The organism is Microbacterium sp. bgisy207, assembly GCF_057706855.1.
On the sequence record NZ_JBYIPB010000009.1, the window covers coordinates 77,204 to 102,086 of the forward strand.

A 24,883-nucleotide genomic window follows, 5' to 3' on the forward strand; every position below is an offset into this window, starting at 1 on the left:
GACAGATGCGTGTTCTGGCGGCGATGAGCGGGGGAGTGGACTCCGCCGTGGCCGCTGCGCGCGCCGTGGATGCCGGCCACGACGTCGTCGGCGTGCACCTCGCGCTCTCGCGCGCGGGCGGAACCCTCCGCACCGGCAGCCGCGGATGCTGCACGATCGAGGATGCGATGGATGCCCGCCGCGCCGCCGACCGCCTCGGCATCCCGTTCTACGTGTGGGACTTCTCGGAGCGCTTCCGTGACGAGGTCATCGACGACTTCGTCGCCGAATACCGCGCCGGTCGCACCCCGAATCCGTGCATGCGCTGCAACGAGAAGATCAAGTTCGCAGCCCTGCTCGAACGGGCGATCGAGCTCGGCTTCGACGCCGTGTGCACCGGGCACTACGCGACGCTCCTGGACACCCCGGACGGCCGAGAGCTGCATCGCGCGTCGGATGCCGCCAAGGACCAGTCGTATGTGCTCGGCGTCCTGACCTCGGAGCAGCTCGCGCACTGTTACTTCCCGCTGGGGGCGACACCGTCGAAGGCCGTCGTCCGGGCCGAGGCGGAGGAGCGCGGTCTGACGGTCGCGCACAAACCGGACAGCCACGACATCTGCTTCATCCCCGACGGAGACACCAAGGGGTGGCTTGCCGAGCGAGTCGGTGTCGCGCAGGGCCCGATCGTCGATCGCTCGGGCGCTCAGGTCGGCACGCACGACGGCGCGCACGCCTACACGGTCGGGCAGCGCCGCGGACTTGCGCTCGGCGTGCCCGCGCCCGACGGCAAGCCGCGGTTCGTGCTCGAGGTCAGGCCGGTGAGCAACACGGTCATCGTCGGGCCGAAGGAGGCCCTGGCAACTGCCGAGATCGCCGGTTCGCGATTCAGCTGGGCGGGAGCCGCGCCGGAGTCGGCATCCTTCGCCTGTCACGTGCAGATCCGCGCCCACGCCGACCCGGTGCCCGCGCGCGCCGAGATCGTCGACGGCGAGGTTGTCGTGATTCCCGACGCTCCGCTGGACGGCGTCGCGCCCGGGCAGACCGCGGTGCTCTACGACGGCACGCGCGTGCTCGGGCAGTTCACGATCGATCGCACGCGCTCCGCGGTCCCGGTGGAAGCCTGAACCGGCAGACACCCTCGACCGGCGTTCCGGACCTCGCGTCGGCAGCCCTGCCTAGACTGCACACGTGGCTTCGAATGACGCATCCGACCTCACCACGACGACTGCCGACACCGGTCTCGAGCACCTCACCCTCGACGACGCGCGCGCGGAAGCGGCGCGGCTGACCGACCTGATCGTCGAGGCCCGTGATGCGTATTACGGGCGTGACGAGGTCATCGTCGACGACGCGACGTACGACGGCTGGATGCAGCGGCTTGAGGCGCTCGAGCGGCTCCACCCGGAGGTGCAGGGTCAGGACTCGCCGACGCTGTCGGTGGGTGCGGCATCCGGAACCCTCTTCGCTCCCGTCGAGCACGCCGAACGGATGCTGAGCCTCGACAACGTCTTCAGCGAGGAGGAGTTCCGCGCGTGGGCGGCCCGGGTGCAGCGCGATGTGGGCGGGCCGGTGCGCTACCTGTGCGAGCTGAAGATCGACGGGCTCGCGCTCTCGCTGCGGTACGAACGCGGTCGGCTCGTGTCGGCGGCGACCCGCGGCGACGGCCGTGTCGGCGAGGACGTCACCGAGAACGTTCGCGATGTCGCCGGTATCCCCGAGGTGCTGGCGGGAGACGGGCATCCGGACCTCGTGGAAGTTCGAGGGGAGGTCTTCTTCACCGTCGCGGACTTCGAATCGCTCAACGCCTACCAAGAGTCGATGGGAGACCGTCTTTTCGCGAACCCCCGCAACGCGGCATCCGGCTCGCTGCGGCAGAAGCGCGAGGGCAAGAACGAGCGGCAGCTCGAGGCGATGCACGAGCGACTCTCGCGACTGCGGCTCACGGTGCACGGGATCGGGGCGTGGCCGAACCCGCCCGTGGCCACGCAGAGCGAGGTCTACGGGCTTCTGGGCTCGTGGGGCCTGCCGGTCAGCACGTACTTCACGGTCGCGGCATCCGTCGACGAGGCCGCGGACTACATCCGCCACTACGGCGAGCACCGCCACGATGTCGAGCACGAGATCGACGGGGTCGTGGTGAAGGTCGACGAGCTCGCGCTGCACGATGAGCTGGGGGCAACAAGCCGCGCGCCGCGGTGGGCGATCGCGTACAAGTACCCGCCTGAGCAGGTCAACACGACCCTGCTCGACATCGTCGTCTCGGTCGGTCGCACCGGGCGGGCGACGCCGTTCGCTGTCATGGAGCCGGTGCGGGTCGCGGGCAGCGTGGTGCGGCAAGCGACGCTGCACAACCAGGACGTCGTCAAGGCCAAGGGGGTGCTGATCGGCGACACGATCGTCATCCGCAAGGCGGGTGATGTCATTCCCGAAGTGCTCGGGCCGGTTGTCGAGTTGCGCGACGGCTCTGAGCGCGAGTTCGTCATGCCGACCCAGTGCCCCGAATGCGGATCACCGTTGGCACCCGCGAAGGAGGGCGACATCGACCTGCGGTGCCCCAATACTCGGTCGTGCCCGGCACAGGTGCGCGGTCGCGTGGAGCACATCGGCTCACGGGGCGCCCTGGACATCGAGGGACTGGGGGAGGTGTCGGCGGCTGCGCTCACCCACCCGCTACGCCCCGAGATGCCGCCTCTGGTTACCGAGGCCGGTCTGTTCGAGCTGCGTGCCGAGGACCTGTTTCCGATCGATGTCGAGGTGCGGGATGCCGAGACCGGACTGGTGCGACTGCGGCCGGACGGCACCCCCGACGCGCGTAGCCCGTTCCGGCGGCAGCGCAAGGCGCCGCTGGACGGCCGCGCGCCGACCGCCTCCCGACCCGACCCCGCGTTCGATCCGGACGGCCCGTTCGACGGGGACGCGGACTTCATCCTGTCCGCGGCGGCCCGCGAACTGCTCGAGAACATCGAGCGGGCAAAGACGAAAGACCTGTGGCGGTTCCTGGTCGCTCTGAGCATCCGGCACGTGGGCCCGGTGGCGGCGCGCGCGCTCGCGCAGTGGTTCGGTTCGCTCGACGCGATCCGTGCCGCCTCCCGGGAGGAGCTCGCGGCGGTCGAGGGCGTCGGCCCGATCATCGCCGATGCGATCATCGACTGGTTCGAGGTCGATTGGCACGTCGAGATCGTCGAACGCTGGGCTGCCGCGGGGGCACAACTGTCCACCCCGGGTCACCCCGGGCCGGGCGCGGCAGTCGTCACGGGGGGAGTGCTCGAGGGCATCACGGTCGTTGCGACGGGGACGCTCGAGGGATACACGCGGGAGGGCGCCCAGGAGGCAATCCTCGCTGCGGGCGGCAAGGCGGCCTCGAGCGTGTCGAAGAAGACGGACTTCGTCGCTGCCGGCCCCGGTGCCGGTTCGAAGCTCGCGAAGGCCGAGGAGCTCGGCATCCGCATCATCGACGCCGCGCAATTCCGCATCCTCGTCGAGGAGGGACCCGCGGCGCTCGACGGCTGAACACACCGGTCCTGCGATGTCGTCCGCTGTGCGTGGGGCTTCTGCATCCTTATGCTGTCGGCATGGCGGCCGTCGGCGAGCACGTCGCGCGAGGATTCGACGAGCCCGATGAGGTCGACCGGGACGTCGTTTCCTGGCTGCTCGCCGGAGATGCTGCCGTCCAGTTCCAGGTCTATCGCGATCTTCTGGATGAGGAACGTCCCGACCTCCGCGCTCGGGCCGCGACGGAGGGCGTTGCGGCGCGGATTCTCGACGCACGAACCCACGGCGGGTGGGGCCGGGGCTTCTATGAACCCAAGTGGACGTGCGGGCACTACTCGCTGCTCGAACTGCGCGATCTCGCGATTCCACAGCGCCACCCGGCGTGCGTCGATGCCGTACAGGCGGCGCTGAGCGAACACATCGGCGAGGACGGCGGTTTCAACCCCGCTGATTCGGTGAGGCACTCGGATGTCTGCATGAACGGGATGTTCCTGGCGTTCGCGAGCTACTTCGGCGCGGACCCGGCGGCGTTGCGGAGCATCGTGGACTTCGTCCTGAGACAACGGATGGCTGACGGCGGGTTCAACTGCATGACCAACCGATCCGGTGCCCGCGTTTCATCCGTTCACAGCACGACGAGCGTGATCGACGGACTGGCGGAGTACCTGCGCTGCGGATACCTGTACCGCGCCGACGAGATCCGGGTCGCCGTCGCGTCCGCCGTGGACGTCCTTCTGCAGCGGAACCTGTACCAGCGTCGCTCCGACGGCGAGCCGATCCGCGCCGAGTTCACCCGGTTTCATGATCCTGCGCGGTGGCACTTCGACGTGCTGCGTGGACTCGACGTGCTTCGGAGTGCGGGCGTCGCGTACGACCCTCGCCTCGACGCCGCGCTCGCCATCGTCCGCCACAGGCGGCGGCCGGACGGCCGATGGGTCGGTGCCGCGCAGTATCCGGGCATGACGCACGTCGTCTACCCGCGCGCCGGTACGCCTCACCGAGTGATCACCCTTCGCGCCATGCGGGTCCTTCGCCACTTCACAGAATGAGATGCGGTCTGTCACAGCGACCCGCCCCCGTAACCGACGGCCCGGTTCAGAACGGTGGCGGCGTTTCGTCGGGCACGAAGGTGACGATGCCCGGCGGCCGGTCGACGTACGTCCGCCCCGTGGGGCCTGTCCATTCGAGCACGCCGCCGGCGAGTTGCCGGACGCGCCAGGCGGTCTCGTGCTTGAGGGTGTGATGTCGTCGACAGACGTGGGCGAGGTTCGTTGACGTTGTCGGACCTCCTCGAGCCGCATCCACCGTGTGGTCGACATCGGACCTCCGAGCGAGCCGTCGGCAACCGGGACACCGGCACCGTTCGTCGCGCGCCCGGAGATATCGTTCGAGGTCGGCGCTCTGTCGATACCGATCGACGGCGAGGACCGCTCCGGTGTACGGATCGGTCATCACCCGGTCCCACCCCGGAGCGTTCGCGGCTAGTCGGCGGGCGACGTCGGCGTCGACCGGACCGTGCCCGACGAGGAGGGCGGGCTGTGACCCGACGCCGGCGAGAGTGAGCACGGGAACGGTGACCTGAACGTGGCCGGTGATCGCGTCCAGGCCGACGCCGTGGGCGACCGGCGTGGCGGCCAGCAGCAGATCGGTGAGTAGATCGGCCCGGGTCTGATCCATCGTGCGGGTATCGACCGGCGGTGTCGTGCCCGCGGCAGCCGTTCCCACGCACGCGGCAGCGTCCACCGCTACCGCGGTTCCTGCGAGATCGGGCTCAGGGCGGTCGGCGGCGGTCTCCGTGCCATGAGGTCCTGGTCCTGTGACGACCACCAGGCCGCCCGCAGGGTCGAGCGTCTCGTCGACCGACGCTGGGTCCGTCAGTTCGCCGGGAACGGAATCCGCGGTGTTGGTGCGAGAGAGCTCGTCGACCGTGACCGGGGGCGGATCCTCGTGTACGCGCTTCGCCATCCGGGTGAGTCGGTCGTGGATCGCGTACGCGAGGGGTGCGGGGAGCTCTGCCAGGAGCCTGGCCATCCCGTCGGGAAGATCGATGACCCGCACACCGCGGTCGGCTTTGGCCTGGGCTCGACGCCGGGCGGAAGACTCTGGGTCGACCCGCGCCGCGATGATGCGGGCGATGCTCCGCATCCGACCCGCAGTCTCGGTCTCCGCGGCAGCCAACGCGTAGCGCTCGTACGTCTCACGCAGCGTCGGATCGATCCCCACACCGCCATCGAGGATCGCCGACACGTGAGCCGCATCGATCGCGCCGCGTTCCCACGCGTCCTGAGTGCGGGCGTAGTCGGTGGCCGTCGTGAACGCGTCACCCATCCGCCGTTGCACGCTCCGATCGCTCAGACGCAACGCCGCCGCGATCTCCGCAGCGACCTCCCGCACCGGCAGATCACTGTCGGCGCGGCGCCGGATGCCGTCGGCCTGCTGCTGCGCAGCGCGCTCCAGCGCGAGATCGAGCGCCGCGGCGAACAACCGCGACACCCGCGCCTGAGCTTCCGCCACAGCCCGATGCGCGTCCCCGAGTTCGGACACGAGCGCGTCGAGGGCACGCCACCCCACGACGGCGGCGTTCGCGTCGTGTTCCATACCCATCTCCGATCGGACCGCAACCGCGGCATCCGTCTCGCACGAAGTGGGCACGTGTGCGATTCCCTGTTGATACCAACACTACGAGGGGGATCCGACATCGGACTGGCGCATGCGTATTTCCGCGTTGTCGATGCGGGTGAGTCGCTCCCGGGGAGTCGCTCTTCTCCCTAGGCCGGAGCCGGAAGCCAGCGCCGGAGTCACGCAGCAACTCGACCACGCGCCTGAGGCTCGACGGCTCGAGGTCGAAGTCCCCCGGTTGAACGTCATCGACGGATTACTCGTCGCCGGAGAGCTCCAGGAGTTTGTCGCGCACCTGGCGACGCAGGACCTTGCCGATGAGCGACTTCGGCAACTCGTCGACGACGAAGATGCGGCGGGGCACCTTGTACGGGGTCAGGATGCTGCGCGCGAACTCCCGGATGGCTGCCTCATCCACCTCGTCGACATCGGGCTCAAGGACCACAGCGGCGACGACTTCCTCGCCCGACCGGTCCGATGGCAGACCGACGACGGCGACGTCGGCGACCGATGGATGCTGGCGCAACACGCTCTCGACCTCGGTCGGAGCGACATTGAACCCGCCGGTGATGATCAGTTCCTTGATGCGGTCGACGATCCGCACGAATCCGGCGTCATCGATCGTGACGATGTCGCCGGTGCGGAACCAGCCGTCGACGAATACCGCCTCAGTGGCCTCCGGCTTGCCGAAGTAACCCGAGAACACCTGCGGACCGCGAACGATGAGCTCGCCGCGTTCGCCGGGCGCGACATCGACGGTGGGGTTCTCGGGGTCGACGACGCGGCATTCGGTGCCGGGCAGCGGAAGGCCCACCGTTCCGGGGACGCGATTGTCGGCGACCGGGTTGGCCATCAAGACCGGCGAGCACTCGCTCAGACCGTACCCTTCGACGAGATATCCGCCCGTCTCGGCCTCGAACGGCACGACCAGCTCGTGCGGCAGGGCCATCGCCCCCGAGATCGCAACACCCGTGCCCGCCAGCGAGACGCCCTTGAGCTTGGCCTCCTTGAGCAGTCGATCCGCGATCGGCGGGACGAGAGGCAGGAACGTCGCGGGGTGCTTCTTGGTGACCTCCAGCACCATGTCGGGGTCGAAGCGGGGGAACAGCACGAGCCGTGCCCCCATCGACATCGCGAACGTCAGGCACAGCGTCAGCCCGTAGGCGTGGAACATCGGGAGGACGGCGTAGACGACGCATCCTTCGCCGCGGTGGATCGTGGGCACCCAGGCACGCGCCTGCGCGGCATTGGACAGGAGGTTCCGGTGGGTCAGCGAGGCGCCCTTGGGGGTTCCCGTGGTGCCGCTCGTGTACTGGATGAGGGCGAGATCATCGGTCCCCGGAGTCGGGTGGGTCGCCGGCAGGGGCGCGTGCGACGCGACATCCTCCCAGCTGACGGTGCCGTTGACCCGCTCGGTCAAGGCCGTGCGCGCCTCCTTCGCCTTCGCGATCGGCAGCCTCAGGGCCAGCTGCATCGTCCACGGCATGCCCTTGGTGATGTCCACCGAGATCAGCGTGTCCACCCGGAGGTCCCGCGGGAACTCCTGGACGGTGCGTACGACCTTGCTCCAGACGATCGCGTGCTTCGCGCCGTGATCCTCGAACTGCTTCCGCAGCTCCCGTGGCGTGTAGAGCGGGTTGTGCTCGACGACCACGGCTCCCAGCCGCAGGATCGCGTAGAACGCGACGATGTGCTGGGGGCAGTTCGGAAGCACGATCGCGACGGGGTCTCCCGGCCGCACACCGTGCTCGTGGAGGGCAGCCGCCGCGCGCTGGATCTGCTCGTCCAGCGACCGATAGGTCGTCGTGCGACCGAAGAACTGCAGCGCGGGCGCATCGGGGTAGTCGCGCACGGATGCCGCGACGATGTCGACGAGCGAGCCCGACACCGGGTCGAGATCGGCCGGCACCCCCTCGGCATAGCTGGCGATCCAGGGACGGGGCGGGTCGTACGTCGTCACGGCACCCAGCTTATGGGTGGCGCAGCGCCGGGCCTATGGGTGATGCGACATCGACGGGAAGGGGCAGAACGGGCTGCGTGGAGTGCCCCGCCTAGAATGGTCCGGTGTCTGAAATCACCCCCGATCTCGTGCGCCATCTCGGCGTGCTCGCCCGGATCCACCTGAGCGACGAGGAGGTGGAGCGCCTGACGGGGCAGCTCGACGTGATCGTCGACAACATCGCCAAGGTCTCGCAGGTCGCGACCCCCGATGTGGTGGCGACGAGCCATCCGATCCCGTTGCAGAACGTCTTCCGCCCCGACGAGCCGGGCGACATGCTCACCCCCGAGCAGGTGCTTCAGAATGCGCCGGATGCTGCCGATGGCAGGTTCCGGGTCACCGCGATCCTGGGAGAAGAGCAGTGAGCGACGACCTCATCCGCCTGAGCGCGGCCGACCTCGCCGAGCAGCTGCGCACCGGTGCGGTCTCGAGTGTCGAGGCGACCCGCGCGCACCTCGACCGCATCGCGGCGGTGGATGCCGACATCCACGCCTTCCTGCACGTCAGCGATCACGCCATCGAGGTCGCCGAGACCATCGATGCCCGTCGGGCGGCGGGGGAGGACCTTCCGCCGCTTGCCGGGGTGCCGCTGGCGATCAAGGACGTGCTGGTCACGACCGACATGCCCGCCACGAGCGGTTCCCGCATCCTCGAGGGGTTCGTCTCGCCGTACGACGCGACGGTCGTCGCCCGCGCCCGCGCCGCCGGGCTCGTGCCACTGGGCAAGACGAACATGGACGAATTCGCGATGGGCTCGTCGACCGAGCACTCCGCGTACGGTCCCACCCACAACCCCTGGGACCTCGACCGCATCCCCGGCGGCTCCGGCGGCGGATCGGCGGCAGCGGTCGCCGCGTTCGAAGCGCCTCTCGCGCTGGGATCGGACACGGGCGGTTCGATCCGCCAGCCCGCGCACGTGACCGGAACCGTCGGCGTCAAGCCGACCTACGGCGCGGTCAGCCGGTACGGGGCGATCGCCCTGGCCTCGAGCCTCGATCAGATCGGCCCCGTCACCCGCACCGTGCTCGACGCGGGCCTGCTCCACGACGTCATCGGCGGGCACGACCCGCACGACTCCACCTCGCTGAACGAGCACTGGCCCTCGTTCGCGGATGCCGCCCGCGAGGGTGCCCGCGGCGATGTGCTCAAGGGCCTGCGGGTCGGCGTCATCCGCGAGCTGCCCGACAGCGGATTCCAGCCCGGCGTCTCGGCATCCTTCCGGGAAGCGCTCGCGGCCATGGAGGCCCAGGGAGCCGAGATCGTCGAGATCAGCGCACCCCACTTCGAGTACGGGGTCGCCGCGTACTACCTGATCCTTCCGGCTGAGGCATCCAGCAACCTCGCCAAGTTCGATTCCGTGCGCTTCGGACTGCGGGTCGACGTCCCCGGCGGCACGGTCGAAGACGTCATGGCGGCGACCCGGGATGCCGGGTTCGGCGACGAGGTCAAGCGCCGCATCATCCTCGGCACCTACGCGCTCAGCGCCGGATACTACGACGCGTACTACGGGTCGGCGCAGAAGGTACGCACGCTCATCCAGCGCGACTTCGACGAGGCGTTCGAGCAGGTCGACGTCATCGCGACCCCGACAGCGCCGACCACCGCGTTCCGCCTGGGCGAGCAGGTCGACGACCCCATGCAGATGTACCTGAACGACGTCGCGACGATCCCCGCGAACCTCGCCGGTGTGCCCGGCATCTCTCTCCCGTCGGGCCTGGCTGCCGAGGACGGCCTACCGGTCGGCATCCAGTTCCTCGCCCCCGCGCGGCAGGATGCCCGCCTCTACCGGGTCGGGGCGGCGCTGGAGGCGTTGCTGGTCGATGAGTGGGGAGGACCCCTGCTGGATCGGGCGCCGGTCCTGGGGGCATCGATGGGAGGGCGAGCCTGATGGCCACCGCGAAGCTGATGGACTTCGACAAGGCGCTCGAGCTGTTCGAGCCCGTGCTCGGATTCGAGGTGCACGTCGAGCTGAACACCCGCACGAAGATGTTCTCGCCCGCCGGCAACCCCGCTCACGCCGACAACCACGACGCTGCGCCCAACACCCTCGTCGCTCCCGTCGACATGGGGCTTCCGGGCGCGCTGCCGGTCGTCAACGAGACCGCGGTGCGTTCGTCGATCAGCCTCGGCCTGGCGCTGGGGTGCTCGATCGCCCCGTCGAGTCGGTTCGCGCGCAAGAACTACTTCTATCCCGACCTCGGAAAGAACTACCAGATCTCGCAGTACGACGAGCCGATCGCCTTCGAGGGCACCGTCGAGGTCGAGCTCGAAGACGGCACGATCGTGGAGGTCCCGATCGAGCGGGCCCACATGGAGGAGGATGCCGGCAAGCTCACCCACATGGGCGGGGCAACCGGCCGCATCCAGGGCGCCGAGTATTCGCTGGTCGACTACAACCGCGCCGGTGTGCCCCTCGTCGAGATCGTCACCAAGCCGATCTTCGGCGCCGAGCACCGTGCACCCGAGGTGGCCAAGGCATACGTACGGACCATCCGCGACATCGTGCTGTCGCTGGGCATCTCGGAGGCGCGACTGGAGCGCGGAAACCTCCGGTGCGATGCCAACGTGTCGTTGCGTCCCCGTACCGCCCCGGGAGAGCCGCCGGCGCCCCTGGGGACGCGCACCGAGACCAAGAACGTCAACTCGATGCGGTCGGTCGAGCGGGCGGTGCGCCACGAGATCCAGCGCCAGGCCGCGATCCTCGCCGCCGGCGGCACGATCATCCAGGAGACCCGCCACTGGCACGAAGACACCGGGACGACCTCGCCGGGACGCCCGAAGTCGGATGCCGACGACTACCGGTACTTCCCCGAGCCCGACCTGCTGCCGGTCGAGCCGTCGCTCGAGCTGATCGAGGAACTGCGCGCGGCGCTGCCCGAACCCCCGGCAGCGAGGCGTCGGCGCCTGAAGACCGAGTGGGGCTTCACGGACCTGGAGTTCCAGGACGTCGCCAATGGGGGCATCCTCGCCGAGGTGGAGGCGACGATCGCGGCGGGTGCGTCGCCGGCTGCCGCGCGCAAGTGGTGGACCGGCGAGATCGCCCGCATCGCGAACGCCCAGGAGCGGGAGGCGAGCGAGCTCGTCTCCCCGGCTGACGTGGCGGCGCTGCAGGCGCTCGTGGATGCGGGAACGCTCACCGACAAACTCGCCCGCCAGGTGCTCGAGGGTGTCATCGCGGGTGAGGGCACGCCCCAGGAGGTCGTGGACGCACGAGGGCTCGCTGTCGTCTCGGACGACGGAGCGCTCATTGCCGCGATCGACGAGGCGCTGGCCTCCCAGCCGGATGTGCTCGAGAAGATCCGCGACGGCAAGGTTCAGGCTGCCGGCGCGATCATCGGCGCCGTCATGAAAGCGATGAAAGGGCAGGCGGATGCCGCGCGCGTGCGTGAGCTGATTCTGGAGCGCGCTGGGCAGGCCTGATCGGTGCCCGGTTCAGGCCTGCCGCTCGAAGGCGGCAAGGTGATTCTGTGACCCGGCGAGCAGACGTTCGAGGACGACGGCGACGTCATCCGGTGCATCATCGAGAGCCTCGGTGAGGTCGGCGATGTCGGTCTGCTCGATGAGGACGCCGACGTCGATCGCGTCATCGCGGGAGCGCATGCCCTCGGCGATCAGCTGATCGTAGAGGGTCTGCAGGCTCGCGTCCTGGAAGAGGCCCACCTCGTTCACGCGCGGATCGGTCAGCCCGTAGTCGGGAAGCAGCGCGGCGACGGCCTCCTGATGAGTGGTCTCGGACGCCGCGATGTTCACGAACACGTTGCCGCCCCACGTATCACCGAGCACCGTGTACACGTCGTGCGCGAGCTTCTCCTCTTCGATGAGGTAGAGCAGCTGGGCGCGAAGCTCGGTCTCGGCATCGGCCGCGACGTCGGATTCGAGCGGCTCCGGTGAGGTGGAGGGCGGGGTCGACAGCGAAGCGGTCGGCGCAACAGGATCGACGGTCGTGCTCTCAGGCGGGGACGCTGTGCACCCGGCAAGTACGACGGTGGTGGAGATCAGCGCAGCAAGAGCGGCCGATGTGGCCAGCCTCGCCGCCTTCGAGGCGATCATCATGTACTCCTGTGAATCATGGATTCTGATACCCCCTAGGGTATAGCGGATGCGGATCCTCCGGCTGAAGGACGACCGTGAGAAAGCCCTCCGCCCGCTGTCGGAGGGGCGGAGGAGAATAGGGGCATGGGACGCGGGGATGGGCGCGATCGCCTCGTGTCGGCGGAGGACGCCGATGACACCGGGGCCGACATCCTGCATGTCGACATGGACGCGTTCTATGCCGCCGTCGAGGTGCTGGATGATCCGTCGTTGGCAGGCAAGCCCCTCATCATCGGGGCGCCGGAGAGCCGCTCGGTGGTCTCGAGCGCGTCGTACGAAGCGCGCGCGTTCGGCGTGCGCGCCGCGATGCCCGTCGGGCAGGCTCTGCGGCTGTGTCCGCAGGCGATCGTCGTACCACCCCACTTCGATCGCTACGTTGCGCTCTCGCGTGAAGTCATGCGGGTGTTCCACGACATCACCCCGCTGGTGGAGCCGCTCTCGATCGACGAGGCGTTCCTCGACGTGCGCGGGGCGCGCCGGCTTTGGGGCCCTCCCGGCACCATTGCCCGGATGCTTCGGGCGCGGGTGAAGGACGAAACCGGGCTGACGTGCAGCGTCGGGGCGGCGGCGACAAAGCACGTCGCCAAGATGGCCTCGACGATGAGCAAGCCCGACGGTCTGTTGATCATCGCCGAGGCCGACACCGCCGCGTTCCTCGCACCGCGCCCGGTTCGCGCTCTGTGGGGAGTGGGGCCGAAGGCTGCCGAGGCGCTCGCCTCGCGCGGCATCCACACCGTCTCCGATGTGATCGAGACACCGCGCGCGGTTCTCGACCGTGCGCTCGGCGCCGCGATGGGTGAGCGGGTCTGGAATCTTGCCCGCGGGCGCGATGCACGAGAGGTCACGACGACCCGCGTGGAGAAGAGCGTCGGTCACGAGGAGACGTTCCGCACGGATATCGGCGATGCGGCGGTGCTGCGCTCGGAGCTGCGGCGCCTCTCTGACCGCGTGGCGGCGCGCCTGCGCGCGGCGTCGTGGGAGGCGAGCAGCGTGGCGATCAAGGTGCGTTTCTCCGATTTCAGTACCGTCTCGCGCTCACGCACGCTCCCTGAACCCAGCTCGGTCGGTCAGCGGATCGGAGATGTCGCTCTCGAACTGTTCGACGACATCGACCGGCGCCTGCCCGTGAGGCTCGTGGGGGTCCGCGCCGAGAAGCTTCGGCCAGTGGCTGAGTCTGCGCCGGCGCTCTGGGACGATGACGGCGAGTGGCGACGTGTCGAGTCCGCGCTGGACACCGCGACGGCCCGCTTCGGTCGAGGAGCCGTCACCCGCGCGACACTCATCACCGAACGCGGGGGCGGAAGCCTGCCCTCGAATCCGCGTCCTCCGCGCGACATGCCGAACTGACACGACCCGGCCCATTTCGGCCTGTCCTCGGACGCTCGGTGCGGGTAGCGTGGGGCTCATGCCCAACATCGCGCTCGAAATCGGCAAGCAGGCAGCATCCTTCGGCGTCTCCGGCATCTACGGAGAACAGCAGGACGTCGACGGCATCCGGATCATTCCCGTCGCGCTCGCGTCGTCGGGTTTCGGCGGCGGCTCCGACGAGAGCGGCAACGGCGGCGGTGGCGCCGGAGGCACGGCGATCCCCATCGGCGCGTACATTCGCCGCGGTGACGATCTGCGTTTCGAGCCCAACCTGGTCTCGCTCCTCGCGGTCGGTATTCCTTTCGTCTGGGTTGCCGGGCATGTGCTGATCCGTGTCATTCGCGCCCTCAAGAAGTGACGCTCTCGTCGCCGACGCATTGACGGGGGCGACGGAGCTGCTGCGCGCCGACCTCCTCGCTCTGGGGATCGAAGCCCCTGTCGTGCTCATCGACGGACGCAGTGGGGCTGGAAAGACCAGCCTGGCGCGACTCCTTGTGGGTCAGTGGCCGCTGCCGCTGTCACCTCAGGTGCTGGCGTTGGACTCGACCTACCCGGGGTGGGACGGGCTGGATGCCGCTGTCGACGACGTCGCGCGACACGTTCTGACCCCGCACGCCCGAGGGCGGCGCGGAGCGTGGCGCCGGTGGGACTGGGAGGCGGCCGCATACGCCGAGACGCACGAGGTGGATGCCGGTCTGCCGCTGCTCGTGGAGGGCTCGGGCATCCTCACCCCGGTTACTGCCGAGTTGGCGCAGGTGCGCGTGTGGGTCGAGTCGCCGGAGCCGTCGCGTCGAGAACGCGCCCTCGAGCGGGATGGCGACACCTACCGGCCGCACTGGGAGAGGTGGGCACGACAGGAGCAGCGTCATATCGACCGCGACGATCCGGCGGCCCACGCCACTCACCATGTGGTCGTGCCCTGAGCGCAGCTAAGGGCTGCGGGCGTCGTCAGGGTGCCGTGGGCGGCGAATCCGAGTCGATCGCGGCGATCAGGCTGTCGAGCCGGTAGCCGAGCCAGTCGTAGATCCCGAACCTCGGATCGGTCGAATCGTGGTCGTCTTCGCTCTGAATGCCCAGGCGCGTGGCGAGGACGAGGCGGATCGCCGACAGGGTGCGCAGGAGTGCGCCGACGTCGTCAGCACTCGCATGGACGACGACCTCCTCGGTGAGAGACGCGTCGTCGGGCGCGATCGGCTGGTCGGGCAGCGTCGGGCGGAGGATCTCGAGAACGGCCTGGGCATCGACGTGACGACGCTCGAGCAGTTCTCGCTCCGTCAGGCGCCGGAACTCGCGCGCCGCGTCATCGTCGTCGCTGTATCCGTCCGGAACGAGCCGGGCAACCGCCTCGTCGCTGGCGGCATCCGTCGTCGCCTCGAGCAGATCCAGGAACTGCTGTGTCATCTGGGACAGGTGAAGCGCTTCCACCCGCGTGATCGCCATCACGAGCTCGCGCGTCATTGCGGGGCCCTCCGGACCGTGGCAGTCAGCCCGTAGTCGTGCATCGCGTGGACATGCAGTTCCATCTGCTCGCGCGCTCCTTCCGCGACCACGGCGTGGCCATCGTGGTGCACGGCGAGCATCAGCGACTCTGCCCGCTCAGCACTGAATCCGAAGTATGTGCGGAAGACGTGTGTCACGTAGCTCATCAGGTTGACCGGATCGTTCCACACCACTGTCTGCCAGGGCGTTTCGGGTGCGCCACGCAGTTCGAGATCCTCGTCGGCACGGGGGAGAGTCGCCGTGTTCATCATGCCCATCCCAACTCGTGGAGTCGGTCGTCGTCAATGCCGTAGAAGTGTGCGATTTCGTGGACAAGAGTCGTATGGATCTCGGCGCGAAGCTCGTCGAGGTCGTCGCACGCCGCCAAGTGCGCTTCACGATAGACGATAATCCGGTCGGGCAGCTCGCCCGCGCCGTACCTGTCGCGTTCGGTGAGCGCCCAACCGTCATACAGTCCGAGAAGATCCAGCGAACCGTCTTCGCCACGATCCTCGACCACGAAGACGACGTTGTCGAGGCCATCGACCATGTCGTCGGGAAGGCGATCGAGCTCGTCGACGACCAACTGCTCGAAGGTTTCCGCATCCATCTCGATCATGGCCGCACCCTGCCGGTGTCGTTCACGGCTTCATTGGGGTGAGTAACGGGACTTGAACCCGCGACCCCCTGGACCACAACCAGGTGCTCTACCAACTGAGCTATACCCACCATGTGCCCACCGAGGCGGGCAACCAAAAGATTCTCTCACACGCCGGAGGTGAACGCCGACACGGCGGCAGCCGCCGCCTGCTTGGCATCGTCGCTTGTGGGTCCGGGCTCGGGAACGAAGACGACGCTGCGGTAATACGCCAGTTCACGCAGGGATTCACTGATGTCGGCGAGAGCGCGGTGGCCGCCATCCTTCGCCGGGGCGTGGATGTAGGCGCGCGGATACCAGCGTCGCGCGAGCTCCTTGATGCTGGATACATCGACGTTGCGGTAGTGGAGCCACCGATCGACCCTGGGCATGTACTTCGCGAGGAACATTCGGTCAGTGCCGATCGTGTTGCCAGCGAGGGGCGCCTTGCCCTCTTGCGGAACGAAACGCTGAATGTACTCGAGAACCTCGAACTCCGCCTCGGCCACGCTCACGCCATTCGGGATCTCCTCGAGCAACCCCGACTTCTGATGCATGCTGGTGACGAACTCGTTCATGTTCGCCAGCGCGTAGGCGTCAGGCTTGATCACGACCTGGAAGCCCGGGTCGAGGGGGCGTAGTTCGAAGTCGGTGACGATGACGGCGATCTCGACGAGTTCATCGACGGCGAGATCCAGCCCGGTCATCTCGCAGTCGATCCACACCAGACGGTCGTTCTCGCTCGAGGCCATGCCGCCCATCCTAGAGCGGGGCCTCCCGGGTGCCCTGGCGGCTCCCGGTAATCTGGGAGATGCGCCTCCGTAGCTCAATGGATAGAGCAGCGGCCTTCTAATCCGCCGGTTACAGGTTCGAGTCCTGTCGGGGGCACGAGATGGAGAGGACCGTCCCGGAGGGGCGGTCCTCTCCGTCTCTACACCGCCCGATTCACGGGCCCCTGCCGCCGGAGGCTCCGCGCGTCGCGTCGCGGCGCGTGGAGTGGCGGGAGGGCGCGGGGGCACACTTCTCCTACCTCGGTGTGACCAGTGGCGCCGGAGCCAGCGGCGACGCCGGATGCCGTCTGCGTGCCGTGTCGAACAGCGGCAGCGTCACATGAACGAGAGGTCCGATCGTCAGGGCGAACAGCACGGTGCCCAGTCCGACAGTGCCGCCCAACAGCCATCCCAGAATGAGCACCGTCACCTCGACACTCGCCCGCGCCGCCCAGATCGGCATCCCGAAGCGGCTCCGAAGACCGGTCATGAGACCGTCCCGGGGTCCGGGTCCGAATCGTGCTCCGATGTACAGACCCGAGGCGATCGCGACCAGCACGATTCCGCCCACGAGGACGGCCAGCTGCGCGAGAAAGCCCGAAATGGGCGGCAGCAGCCACAGGGTGATCTGCATCGCGGTGCCGACGATCAGGATGTTGGCGATGGTGCCGATTCCAGGACGCTGGCGAAGCGGAATCCACGCCAGCAGGATCAGCAGCCCGAGAATGTTCGTCATCCAGCCGACCCCGATACCGGTGCGAAGCGAGAGCCCCTCGGCGAAGACAGTCCACGGGTCGACACCGAGCCCTGCCGCCACTGTCAGGGCCGCACCTGCGCCGTAGAGGGGGAGGCCGATGAGAAGTTGCACGATACGGCGGACCATGGCACCATCCAAGTCCAGAAGTGGACTGCGGCGACCAGTCCAATTGGGAAGGAGTGGCCATGGAGTCACGAATGTCCGCTCGTGCGCTCACCGTTGCGTTGGGCGGCTGGCGCACACGCGAGCCCGCATACGAGGCTCTCGCGGACGGCATCCGTCTGCTGTGCCTCGACAATCGCATCGCGCCCCGAACCGCGCTTCCCGCGGAACGCGAACTCGCGTCGGCGCTGGGCATCAGTCGCAGCACCGTGTCAATGGCGTACCAGAGCTTGCGGGACTCGGGCCACATCAGCAGCGTTCGCGGCTCCGGCAGCGTCACGCTCCCGCTCGGTCGGCGCGAGGTGGCGCGCGTCTTGGGGGCGACGGGCACGATCGATTTGCAGCAGGCGAGTCCACCCGCATGGCCGGGTCTTGCCGGACACATGGCGGATGTCGCCGCCGAGGCGGCCACCCTCGCCTCGCGATCGGGATACGACGTTCTGGGCCGCGCAGAGCTGCGTGAGGCGATCGCGGAACACTTCCGCGCGCGCGGGCTTCCGACCGAGCCCCGCCACGTCATGATCACCGCCGGCGCGCAGAGCGCGATCCACTTGCTCTCGAGCGTGCTGGTCAACCGCGGTGAGCGTGTCGCAATCGAGACTCCGACGTACCCGCACGCCGCAGACGCCCTGCGCCGCGCGGGCGGGCGACTGGTCGGCATACCCGTCGCCGCCGAGTCCGGGTGGGATCTGGAGCGCGTCGAGGAGTCGTTCGCGCGGACGCGTCCGGTGCTCGCGTACCTCATGCCCGACTTCCAGAATCCTACCGGGCGCAGCATGTCGGCGCATGAACGAGAGACAGTGCTCGCCGCCGCGCGTCGCTGGGGAACACGCCTCGTGATCGACGAGACCACCGCAGACCTCGACATCGATCGCGGTCCCTGCGACCGCGGCTTCCGCACCGATGACGAATCCCTCGTGATCCGCGTGGGTTCGCTCGGCAAGACCGTGTGGGGCGGTCTTCGCGTCGGATGGATCCGGACCGATCACGAGCTGATCGATCGACTCGTGCAAGAGCGGCCCGCGTACGATCTCGGCACCCCGGAGTTCGAACAGGCCGTCGCAACGGGACTCGTGCCCCGCCTTCCTGAGATCGCGCGACATCGAGGGGAGTTCCTGCGGGAGGGTCGGGACACGCTCGTCTCGGCCCTCGCGGAACGGCTGCCCGAGTGGCGCGTGCCGTCAGTGGACGGGGGTGTCGCGCTCTGGGTCGAACTGAATGCGCCACTGAGTTCTGCGCTCGTGCTTCAGGCTCGCTCGGCGGGACTGCTGCTGGCTGCCGGTCCCCGGTTCGCTCTCGAGGGGGGGAACGAGCGCCACCTGCGCATTCCCTTCACGGGGCCGCCCGCTGACCTGCGGCGTGCCGTCGAGATCTTGGCGCAGATCTGGCCGGGCGTGCTGCGGGATGCGCCACGCGGCGTGCGTGACCTCTGGAGCGCGCCGGTGTGACCTCCCGGCATCGATGCTCGCGTCATGTCGACAGGACGAGCGCGTCGATGGCGTCATCCTTGTTCCAGAATCGGCCGAGCACGTGAAAGCGGCGATCGCGCGGATGAAACCGCTTCACCGCGTAGTGCTCGCCCTGCTCGTCCCATCCGGCCCGCACCTGCCCGATGGGCCCGAGGTCGTCGTGCACCACTCGCCAGGTGTCGATTCCGATCGGTACGAGCCGTATGCGTGGTGTCGTCATCCCTCTCCCTCCGAGTCGAACATAGATCCGACCACCGACACGGATGCGGGGAACAGCAGATCCCGCGAGACTGTTGTCTCCAGTGGCGCCGCGGATCCGGCGCACAACAAGGAGAAATCATGCACACGTTCGTTCTTGCCGGGGGCTGCTTCTGGTGCCTCGACGCGGCATACCGCGCACTGCGAGGCGTCTCGTCGGTTGTCTCGGGTTACGTCGGCGGCGCTGTCGAGAATCCCTCGTATGAGCAGGTCTGCACCGGGCGCACCGGTCATGCCGAGGCTGTCGCGGTGACCTTCGACCCCGACGTCATCTCCGACGACGTGATCCTCGACGCGTTCTTCACGATGCACGATCCGCGTCAGCTCAACCGTCAGGGCAATGACATCGGAACCCAGTACCGCAGCGCGATGTTCCCGGCAGATGACGAGCAGCGCGAGCTTTTCGAGGCAGCGCGTGATCGTGCGGCGCAGTGGTGGGACGGCGGGATCGTCACGACGATCGAGCCGCTCGGAACGTTCTACCCCGCCGAGGAGTACCACCAGGACTTCTTCGCGAAGAACCCCACGCAGGGGTACTGCCTGGCCGTGGCGGTACCGAAGGTCAACAAGGTGCGGGCCCGCTTCGCCGAGTACGTCACCGCCTGAGCATTCCTCCCCAGCCGCGCGCGATGGGTGGTGCGTTCACGACACCGCTGCACCGCGCGCGGTAGCGGCCGCTGATCGGCGAGCCTGATCTCGGCGCTGGTACCCGACGGGCACTCGGGTACCAGCGCAGTCCGGAACAGGTCCGGACGGGAAAGGGAGAAATGTCAGACGTCATCACGGTCACCGGAAACGTGGCCACTCCACCGGAATTCAAAGTCACCACGGGCGGCATGCCGGTGGCGAACTTCCGCCTCGCCAGCGCCCAGCGCCACTTCGACCGATCAAGCGGCAGCTGGGTCGACGACGGGACGAACTGGTACAACGTGTCGGCGTTCCGCGGACTGGCGGAACACGTCGCCGCCTCGGTCTCCAAAGGCGAGCCCCTGGTCGTCACCGGCCGGCTACGACTTCGTGCGTGGGAGTCCGGGGGGAAGAAGGGAGTCAGCATCGAGATCGACGCCGAGACGCTCGGGCACGATCTGCGATGGGGCACGGCGACCTACACCAAACAGTCGAGCGCGCAAACTGCCGCCTCGGTGTCGGAGCCGAACACCCCACCCGTACCTGCGGCGGCGGAGGATGGCTGGGCGGCCCCCGGAGGTGCCGACGGCACTCGCCCTGCCCTGCACGCGGTCAGCGAGACGCCGTTCTAGCTCTCAGGGAGCCGCGGGGTGCGGGGCTCTAGACTCCTCTGCGTGTGTGCTGCTCGAATGACCGCTCCGCGCGAGGCGGCCGGTCGCCCGCGCGCCTCACGAGTGGCGGCAATCGTCGCCGCCGCCGCGATCGGGCTCGCCGGGTGCACCCCCAGCCCCTCGCCGACACCGACGCCGAGCGAGACAGCCAGTGCCCCACCGACGGCGACGGAGACGCCGACCCCGACGCCGCAGCAGCTGAGCGAGGCGACGGATGCCGATCAGGCGTTGCCGTTCTTCGCCGACGTGGTGACAGCAGTGTGGGCGACGGATCAGCGATTCCAGGGCCGCGCATACATCGACGCTCTGGTCCAGGCAGGGTTCGATAAGTCGGCCATGGAGGTCACGTACGACGAATCCACCGTCGGCAACCCCGCCGAGAGCATCCAGTTCTCGGTGAGGTGGGGGGATGAGTGTCTGGTCGGTCAGGTCGGGCCGTCCACCGGCGATCCGGTTGTCGCGGTCATGCCGGGTCTCGCAACCGAGCGGTGCCTCATCGGCGACACGCGGCCGATCGACTGGTGACAGTCGTCCGACACATCGCCCGGCACGGGCCGGCGGGATGCGGGGCCGGCCCCGTGCCGCCCGCCCGCCGGCGACCACTGAACGGGGCGTCGCCGGTCGGCCCGTAGACTGGTCGGGCTATGGCTGAGTACATCTATCAGATGGTCCGCGCCCGCAAGGCTGTGGGCGAGAAGCTGATCCTCGACGACGTGACGATGGCGTTCCTTCCAGGAGCGAAGATCGGCATGGTGGGGCCCAACGGTGCCGGAAAGTCGACGATCTTGAAGATCATGGCGGGTCTGGACACGCCGTCGAACGGTGAGGCAACGCTCACGCCGGGGTTCAGCGTCGGCATCCTGATGCAAGAGCCCGAGCTCGATGAGTCCAAGACGGTTCTTGAGAACATCCAGGACGGGATCGCGATCAAGGCCAAGCTCGATCGCTTCAACGAGATCTCCGGACTCATGAGCGACCCGGACGCCGACTTCGACAGCCTGCTCGCAGAGATGGGCACGTTGCAGGAAGAGATCGACGCGGCCGACGCGTGGGACCTCGACTCGCAGCTCGACCAGGCGATGAACGCCCTGCGGACACCGCCGGGAGACGCCCAGGTCGCGCACCTCTCGGGCGGTGAGAAGCGGCGTGTCGCGCTGACGAAGCTCCTGCTGCAGAAGCCCGATCTGCTGCTGCTCGACGAGCCCACCAACCACCTCGACGCCGAAAGCGTCCTGTGGTTGGAGCAGCACCTGCAGAAGTATGCGGGCGCGGTCATCGCGATCACGCACGACCGGTACTTCCTCGACAATGTCGCCGAGTGGATCGCGGAAGTCGACCGCGGCCGGCTCATCGGGTACGAGGGCAACTACTCGACCTACCTCGAGAAGAAGGCCGAGCGACTGGACATCCAGGGCAAGAAGGATGCCAAGCTCGCGAAGCGGCTGAAGGACGAGCTCGAGTGGGTCCGCTCCAACACGAAGGGCCGCCAGGCGAAATCCAAAGCGCGTCTCGCGCGCTATGAGGAGATGGCCGCCGAGGCGGAGCGTACGCGCAAGCTGGACTTCGAAGAGATCCAGATTCCGCCGGGTCCGCGACTGGGCAGTGTCGTCATCGAGGCCAAGAAGCTCAAGAAGGGCTTCGACGGGCGATCCCTCATCGATGGGCTGAGCTTCAGCCTTCCGCCCAACGGAATCGTCGGAGTCATCGGCCCCAACGGCGTGGGCAAGACGACTCTGTTCAAGACGATCGTCGGACTCGAGCCGCTCGATGGCGGCGAACTGAAGATCGGCGAGACGGTCAAGATCAGCTATGTCGACCAGACTCGCTCGAACATCGACCCGAACAAGACCCTGTGGGAGGTCGTGTCCGACGGCCTCGACATCATCACGGTCGGCAAGACGGAGATTCCCTCGCGCGCCTATGTGTCCAAGTTCGGCTTCAAGGGGCCCGATCAGCAGAAGAAGGCCGGCGTACTTTCCGGCGGTGAGCGCAACCGCCTCAACCTCGCGCTCACCCTCAAGGAGGGCGGCAACCTTCTCCTGCTGGACGAGCCGACGAACGACCTCGACGTCGAGACTCTCCAGTCGCTCGAGAACGCCCTCCTCGAGTTCCCCGGCTGCGCCGTGGTGATCACCCACGACCGGTGGTTCCTGGACCGCATCGCGACCCACATTCTCGCCTACGAGGGGACAGACGAGAATCCGGATGCGTGGTATTGGTTCGAGGGCAACTTCGAGGCGTATGAGCGAAACAAGCTCGAACGGCTCGGGCCCGACGCTCTCAACCGCGCGAGTTCCACATACCGCAAGCTGACGCGAGACTGAACTCGCGATGACCGAGCCGGAAGAGCCCGCGGCGGGGGGAGCCCGGGTCCACCTGCCGATCCATCTGCGCTGGGGAGATCTCGACGCGTTCAACCATGTGAACAACACGTCGATGCTCAAGTTGCTCGAGGAAGCGCGTGTGCGCGCGTTCTGGCAGCCCGGTGACGGCGAGACGGCTCCGCCGACCGCCGTCATGGACTCGAGCCTTCACTCCGGAGTGCTCACCCTCATCGCCCGCCAGGAGATCGAGTACGTGCGCCCGGTGCCCTACCAGCGGCACCCGCTCGATGTGCAACTGTGGTTCGGGCGGCTCGGTGGTTCGAGTATCGACGTCTGCTACGAGGTGTGCAGCCCGCGGGAGACCGCGGGCGAGAGCGGGCAGGAGATCTATGCGCGTGCGACGACGGTCGTCGTGAAGGTCGATGCCGATTCCGGCCGCCCGCTGCGTCTGAGCGAGCGAGAACGCGAGGCGTGGGCGCCGTATGTCGGTGAGCCGCTCCGATACGGTCACCGTCGCTGACAACAGCTAGGCGTGGTCGGGAACCCGGATCGTGATCTCCTGCGCGACGCTTGCCACCAGGATGCCATCAGCGGTGTAGATCCGGCCCGTGGCCAGTCCGCGACCGCCCCGCGCATTCGGTGACTCCTGGACGTACAACAGCCACTCGTCGACACGGGCGAATCGATGCCACCACATGGCATGGTCGAGACTTGCGACCTTGAGCCCCGGCGTTGCCCAGGCGATTCCGTGCGCGCGCAGGACCGATTCCTGGATCGTCATGTCGCTCATGTACGCGAGGGCCGCGCGATGCAGGTCGGGATCGTCGGGGAAGCGCCGACGTGTGCGGAACCACACCGCCTGGCGGGGGACGCGCTCGCCTTCCACGTGGAGGTAGATGGGCGAGGGGACGTGGCGCACATCGAGAGGGCGGTCCGTGAACATGCGCTTGCTCATGGGGTGAAGCCCGATCAGGTGGTCCTCGATGTCAGGCAGCTCCTCGGCACGAGGAATGCCCTCGGGCATCGGAGCCGCGTGCTCGAGGCCCGGGTCCTCGTCCTGGAACGACGCGATCATCGAGAAGATCGGCACGCCGTCCTGAAAGGCCTGCGTTCGGCGCGTCGAGAAGGATCGGCCGTCGTGGATCCGATCGACGGCGAACGTGATCTCGGCCGACGAATCTCCCGGGCGAAGGAAGTAGCCGTGCATGGAGTGCACGGACCGTCCCGGCGGGAGCGTGCGGGATGCGGCCACGATGGACTGCGAAAGCACCTGCCCTCCATAGACGCGACCGAGCGGCATCGACTGCGAGACTCCCGTGAAGATGTCCTCTGTCGTCCGGGCGCCGTTGGAGGAGAGATCGAGGACGGCCAGAAGCGACGCGACGGGATCGGCCTCGACGATCTCGCTGGAGGTGCCGTCGGTCATCGAGCCTCCTCGGAGCGCGAATGTGCCGCCGCGGGCGCGGCGCCTTTCTCGCTTGGTAGTTTAGGTCGGATGCCCACGCTCCTGATTCTCGCTGATGCCGAGACCGCGGTGGACGCGCAGACCTTCGCCTCGCGAGCGGCTCGTGTCGGAGACGGCGCGGTCAGGCTTCGCGCCGCCGACGGCATCCTGGTCATGAGCTGCGCGCCGATCGCACCCCGGGGCATCCTCGACACCTCGCCGACGGTCCTGGGCGTGCGCGTTCTCGGCGCCGACCCCGAGCTGTCCTGCGACGTCGTCGTCGACGGCGCATCGCTTCGCGCGGACGGTCAGGCCCTCCGGCTCCCCGACGCGGGGATGCGTGCAGCGTGGGCAGGGGTGTCGCCGCCCGTCGCGGATTGGACCCTGCTCGGCCACCTGTCATCGACGGATCTCGCCGCCGCCGCTCACCGCGGAATGGAGGACGTCGCCACCGCGGTGCCGGCGAACGCGGGGGAGGACGTGGTGCGCCAGATCCGAAGTGCGGTGTGGGGGGCATCCGATCCGCGTCTGGATGGCCTGCCTCGGGGCGCCGGATTCGTCGCGCAGGTGCTCGGATTCCTCGGGCAGGATGCGGAGACTGTGCCGCTGCGGGAGTCCGGTGCATGGCTGCGACTGTCGCTTCGCCGGGGCCACGTGCTGGTCCGGCGTGCCGGTGGCATTCGCCGCACTGGCGCGTCGTGACGCCGCGACCGTCGTCACGGCGGCACACTCATGC

General features: G+C 68.3%; 26 protein-coding genes and 2 tRNA genes. 17 read left to right on the forward strand and 11 right to left on the reverse strand.

The features are described 5' to 3' along the window. Positions 1–5 precede the first annotated feature (5 nt). The 3 genes from mnmA (at position 6) to AC3ENO_RS10480 (ending at position 4,520) form a co-directional block, all read left to right on the forward strand. Positions 6–1,103 carry a tRNA 2-thiouridine(34) synthase MnmA gene (gene mnmA / locus AC3ENO_RS10470; RefSeq protein WP_434970563.1) on the forward strand — a complete coding sequence of 366 codons (1,098 nt, stop codon included), beginning with the start codon at positions 6–8 and terminating at the stop codon, positions 1,101–1,103. A gap of 64 nt (positions 1,104–1,167) precedes the next feature. Next, positions 1,168–3,489: an NAD-dependent DNA ligase LigA gene (gene ligA, locus AC3ENO_RS10475; protein WP_434970564.1), complete on the forward strand. Its 2,322-nt coding sequence runs from the start codon at positions 1,168–1,170 to the stop codon at positions 3,487–3,489. A 62-nt stretch (positions 3,490–3,551) separates the two neighbouring features. After that, complete coding sequence (locus AC3ENO_RS10480; RefSeq protein WP_434970565.1) at positions 3,552–4,520, forward strand: prenyltransferase/squalene oxidase repeat-containing protein; 969 nt, start codon at positions 3,552–3,554, stop codon at positions 4,518–4,520. 46 nt (positions 4,521–4,566) lie between these two features. On the opposite strand, the gene AC3ENO_RS10485 is transcribed toward AC3ENO_RS10480, so the two are convergent. Both AC3ENO_RS10485 and AC3ENO_RS10490 read right to left on the reverse strand, forming a co-directional pair. Beyond that, positions 4,567–6,123: an HNH endonuclease signature motif containing protein gene (locus AC3ENO_RS10485; protein WP_434970566.1), complete on the reverse strand. Its 1,557-nt coding sequence runs from the start codon at positions 6,121–6,123 to the stop codon at positions 4,567–4,569. A 223-nt stretch (positions 6,124–6,346) separates the two neighbouring features. Beyond that, entirely contained in the window at positions 6,347–8,050 is a 1,704-nt protein-coding gene (locus tag AC3ENO_RS10490) for a long-chain-fatty-acid--CoA ligase (protein WP_434970567.1), read from the reverse strand. 104 nt (positions 8,051–8,154) lie between these two features. Between AC3ENO_RS10490 and gatC the strand changes: the two genes are divergently transcribed. The 3 genes from gatC to gatB are packed head-to-tail and all read left to right on the forward strand — an operon-like array spanning position 8,155 to position 11,509. Continuing rightward, positions 8,155–8,454, forward strand: coding sequence for an Asp-tRNA(Asn)/Glu-tRNA(Gln) amidotransferase subunit GatC (gene gatC / locus AC3ENO_RS10495; RefSeq protein ID WP_434970568.1), 300 nt, complete (start codon positions 8,155–8,157; stop codon positions 8,452–8,454). Next, positions 8,451–9,977, forward strand: coding sequence for an Asp-tRNA(Asn)/Glu-tRNA(Gln) amidotransferase subunit GatA (gene gatA, locus AC3ENO_RS10500; RefSeq protein ID WP_434970569.1), 1,527 nt, complete (start codon positions 8,451–8,453; stop codon positions 9,975–9,977). The genes gatC and gatA overlap by 4 nt, the downstream gene beginning before the upstream one ends. Then, on the forward strand, positions 9,977–11,509 hold the full coding sequence (gene gatB / locus AC3ENO_RS10505; protein ID WP_434970570.1) for an Asp-tRNA(Asn)/Glu-tRNA(Gln) amidotransferase subunit GatB: 1,533 nt from the start codon (positions 9,977–9,979) through the stop codon (positions 11,507–11,509). Before gatA ends, gatB begins: the two co-directional genes overlap by 1 nt. A gap of 12 nt (positions 11,510–11,521) precedes the next feature. On the opposite strand, the gene AC3ENO_RS10510 is transcribed toward gatB, so the two are convergent. Next, positions 11,522–12,142 carry a DUF2202 domain-containing protein gene (locus AC3ENO_RS10510; RefSeq protein WP_434970571.1) on the reverse strand — a complete coding sequence of 207 codons (621 nt, stop codon included), beginning with the start codon at positions 12,140–12,142 and terminating at the stop codon, positions 11,522–11,524. A 123-nt stretch (positions 12,143–12,265) separates the two neighbouring features. Here AC3ENO_RS10510 and AC3ENO_RS10515 point away from each other — a divergent pair, with 123 nt between their 5' ends. The 3 genes from AC3ENO_RS10515 to AC3ENO_RS10525 are packed head-to-tail and all read left to right on the forward strand — an operon-like array spanning position 12,266 to position 14,472. Continuing rightward, entirely contained in the window at positions 12,266–13,528 is a 1,263-nt protein-coding gene (locus AC3ENO_RS10515; protein ID WP_434970572.1) for a DNA polymerase IV, read from the forward strand. A gap of 58 nt (positions 13,529–13,586) precedes the next feature. Then, positions 13,587–13,907 (forward strand): hypothetical protein, encoded by a 321-nt coding sequence (locus tag AC3ENO_RS10520; RefSeq protein WP_434970573.1) that lies wholly within the window; start codon positions 13,587–13,589, stop codon positions 13,905–13,907. Beyond that, a complete protein-coding gene (locus AC3ENO_RS10525; RefSeq protein WP_434970574.1) occupies positions 13,882–14,472 on the forward strand; it encodes a nucleoside/nucleotide kinase family protein in 591 nt (196 codons plus the stop codon). Before AC3ENO_RS10520 ends, AC3ENO_RS10525 begins: the two co-directional genes overlap by 26 nt. Positions 14,473–14,497: 25 nt before the next feature. Here AC3ENO_RS10525 and AC3ENO_RS10530 read toward each other — a convergent pair whose 3' ends face one another. From AC3ENO_RS10530 to orn, 5 genes are all read right to left on the reverse strand, one after another. Then, complete coding sequence (locus AC3ENO_RS10530) at positions 14,498–15,007, reverse strand: DUF2017 family protein (RefSeq protein WP_434970575.1); 510 nt, start codon at positions 15,005–15,007, stop codon at positions 14,498–14,500. Continuing rightward, positions 15,004–15,306, reverse strand: a complete 303-nt coding sequence (gene clpS / locus AC3ENO_RS10535) for an ATP-dependent Clp protease adapter ClpS (RefSeq protein WP_434970576.1) — start codon at positions 15,304–15,306, stop codon at positions 15,004–15,006. Before clpS ends, AC3ENO_RS10530 begins: the two co-directional genes overlap by 4 nt. Beyond that, positions 15,297–15,647, reverse strand: a complete 351-nt coding sequence (locus AC3ENO_RS10540) for a metallopeptidase family protein (protein ID WP_434970577.1) — start codon at positions 15,645–15,647, stop codon at positions 15,297–15,299. Before AC3ENO_RS10540 ends, clpS begins: the two co-directional genes overlap by 10 nt. Before the next feature lie 34 nt (positions 15,648–15,681). Next, positions 15,682–15,757, reverse strand: a tRNA-His gene (locus tag AC3ENO_RS10545). Positions 15,758–15,793: 36 nt separating this feature from the next. Beyond that, positions 15,794–16,417, reverse strand: a complete 624-nt coding sequence (gene orn, locus AC3ENO_RS10550; RefSeq protein ID WP_434970578.1) for an oligoribonuclease — start codon at positions 16,415–16,417, stop codon at positions 15,794–15,796. 63 nt (positions 16,418–16,480) lie between these two features. Between orn and AC3ENO_RS10555 the strand changes: the two genes are divergently transcribed. Further along, positions 16,481–16,553 (forward strand) — tRNA-Arg (locus AC3ENO_RS10555). Between the two features lie 138 nt (positions 16,554–16,691). Here AC3ENO_RS10555 and yczE read toward each other — a convergent pair. Further along, positions 16,692–17,318, reverse strand: a complete 627-nt coding sequence (yczE, locus tag AC3ENO_RS10560) for a membrane protein YczE (RefSeq protein WP_434970579.1) — start codon at positions 17,316–17,318, stop codon at positions 16,692–16,694. 59 nt (positions 17,319–17,377) lie between these two features. Between yczE and yczR the strand changes: the two genes are divergently transcribed. Then, on the forward strand, positions 17,378–18,802 hold the full coding sequence (gene yczR / locus AC3ENO_RS10565) for a MocR-like transcription factor YczR (protein ID WP_434970580.1): 1,425 nt from the start codon (positions 17,378–17,380) through the stop codon (positions 18,800–18,802). Positions 18,803–18,824: 22 nt separating this feature from the next. On the opposite strand, the gene AC3ENO_RS10570 is transcribed toward yczR, so the two are convergent. Then, entirely contained in the window at positions 18,825–19,043 is a 219-nt protein-coding gene (locus tag AC3ENO_RS10570; RefSeq protein WP_434970581.1) for a hypothetical protein, read from the reverse strand. A 119-nt stretch (positions 19,044–19,162) separates the two neighbouring features. Here AC3ENO_RS10570 and msrA point away from each other — a divergent pair, with 119 nt between their 5' ends. From msrA to AC3ENO_RS10595, 5 genes are all read left to right on the forward strand, one after another. Beyond that, positions 19,163–19,687, forward strand: a complete 525-nt coding sequence (gene msrA / locus AC3ENO_RS10575) for a peptide-methionine (S)-S-oxide reductase MsrA (protein ID WP_434970582.1) — start codon at positions 19,163–19,165, stop codon at positions 19,685–19,687. A 161-nt stretch (positions 19,688–19,848) separates the two neighbouring features. After that, on the forward strand, positions 19,849–20,340 hold the full coding sequence (locus AC3ENO_RS10580) for a single-stranded DNA-binding protein (protein ID WP_434970583.1): 492 nt from the start codon (positions 19,849–19,851) through the stop codon (positions 20,338–20,340). Positions 20,341–20,397: 57 nt separating this feature from the next. Then, complete coding sequence (locus tag AC3ENO_RS10585) at positions 20,398–20,904, forward strand: DUF6993 domain-containing protein (protein WP_434970584.1); 507 nt, start codon at positions 20,398–20,400, stop codon at positions 20,902–20,904. Positions 20,905–21,023: 119 nt separating this feature from the next. Further along, positions 21,024–22,703 (forward strand): energy-dependent translational throttle protein EttA, encoded by a 1,680-nt coding sequence (gene ettA, locus AC3ENO_RS10590; protein ID WP_434970585.1) that lies wholly within the window; start codon positions 21,024–21,026, stop codon positions 22,701–22,703. Positions 22,704–22,710: 7 nt separating this feature from the next. Beyond that, a complete protein-coding gene (locus AC3ENO_RS10595; protein ID WP_434970586.1) occupies positions 22,711–23,223 on the forward strand; it encodes an acyl-CoA thioesterase in 513 nt (170 codons plus the stop codon). 6 nt (positions 23,224–23,229) lie between these two features. Here the strand turns inward: AC3ENO_RS10595 and AC3ENO_RS10600 are convergent, their stop codons facing one another. Further along, positions 23,230–24,129, reverse strand: coding sequence for an acyl-CoA thioesterase (locus AC3ENO_RS10600; protein WP_434970587.1), 900 nt, complete (start codon positions 24,127–24,129; stop codon positions 23,230–23,232). 69 nt (positions 24,130–24,198) lie between these two features. Between AC3ENO_RS10600 and AC3ENO_RS10605 the strand changes: the two genes are divergently transcribed. Then, complete coding sequence (locus AC3ENO_RS10605; protein ID WP_434970588.1) at positions 24,199–24,849, forward strand: DUF8185 domain-containing protein; 651 nt, start codon at positions 24,199–24,201, stop codon at positions 24,847–24,849. The last annotated feature ends 34 nt before the right edge of the window (positions 24,850–24,883 follow it).

Coding starts and splice junctions, on each gene's coding strand:
- msrA (WP_434970582.1), top strand. CDS start 19,163: ATGCACACGTTCGTTCTTGCCGGGGGCTGCTTCTGGTGCCTCGACGCG.
- orn (WP_434970578.1), bottom strand. CDS start 16,417: ATGGCCTCGAGCGAGAACGACCGTCTGGTGTGGATCGACTGCGAGATG.
- AC3ENO_RS10605 (WP_434970588.1), top strand. CDS start 24,199: ATGCCCACGCTCCTGATTCTCGCTGATGCCGAGACCGCGGTGGACGCG.
- AC3ENO_RS10480 (WP_434970565.1), top strand. CDS start 3,552: ATGGCGGCCGTCGGCGAGCACGTCGCGCGAGGATTCGACGAGCCCGAT.
- yczR (WP_434970580.1), top strand. CDS start 17,378: ATGGAGTCACGAATGTCCGCTCGTGCGCTCACCGTTGCGTTGGGCGGC.
- AC3ENO_RS10515 (WP_434970572.1), top strand. CDS start 12,266: ATGGGACGCGGGGATGGGCGCGATCGCCTCGTGTCGGCGGAGGACGCC.
- AC3ENO_RS10540 (WP_434970577.1), bottom strand. CDS start 15,647: ATGATCGAGATGGATGCGGAAACCTTCGAGCAGTTGGTCGTCGACGAG.
- AC3ENO_RS10595 (WP_434970586.1), top strand. CDS start 22,711: ATGACCGAGCCGGAAGAGCCCGCGGCGGGGGGAGCCCGGGTCCACCTG.
- clpS (WP_434970576.1), bottom strand. CDS start 15,306: ATGGGCATGATGAACACGGCGACTCTCCCCCGTGCCGACGAGGATCTC.
- AC3ENO_RS10570 (WP_434970581.1), bottom strand. CDS start 19,043: ATGACGACACCACGCATACGGCTCGTACCGATCGGAATCGACACCTGG.
- gatB (WP_434970570.1), top strand. CDS start 9,977: ATGGCCACCGCGAAGCTGATGGACTTCGACAAGGCGCTCGAGCTGTTC.
- yczE (WP_434970579.1), bottom strand. CDS start 17,318: ATGGTCCGCCGTATCGTGCAACTTCTCATCGGCCTCCCCCTCTACGGC.
- AC3ENO_RS10530 (WP_434970575.1), bottom strand. CDS start 15,007: ATGACGCGCGAGCTCGTGATGGCGATCACGCGGGTGGAAGCGCTTCAC.
- AC3ENO_RS10520 (WP_434970573.1), top strand. CDS start 13,587: ATGCCCAACATCGCGCTCGAAATCGGCAAGCAGGCAGCATCCTTCGGC.
- AC3ENO_RS10510 (WP_434970571.1), bottom strand. CDS start 12,142: ATGATGATCGCCTCGAAGGCGGCGAGGCTGGCCACATCGGCCGCTCTT.
- mnmA (WP_434970563.1), top strand. CDS start 6: ATGCGTGTTCTGGCGGCGATGAGCGGGGGAGTGGACTCCGCCGTGGCC.
- AC3ENO_RS10580 (WP_434970583.1), top strand. CDS start 19,849: ATGTCAGACGTCATCACGGTCACCGGAAACGTGGCCACTCCACCGGAA.
- AC3ENO_RS10585 (WP_434970584.1), top strand. CDS start 20,398: ATGACCGCTCCGCGCGAGGCGGCCGGTCGCCCGCGCGCCTCACGAGTG.
- AC3ENO_RS10600 (WP_434970587.1), bottom strand. CDS start 24,129: ATGACCGACGGCACCTCCAGCGAGATCGTCGAGGCCGATCCCGTCGCG.
- ettA (WP_434970585.1), top strand. CDS start 21,024: ATGGCTGAGTACATCTATCAGATGGTCCGCGCCCGCAAGGCTGTGGGC.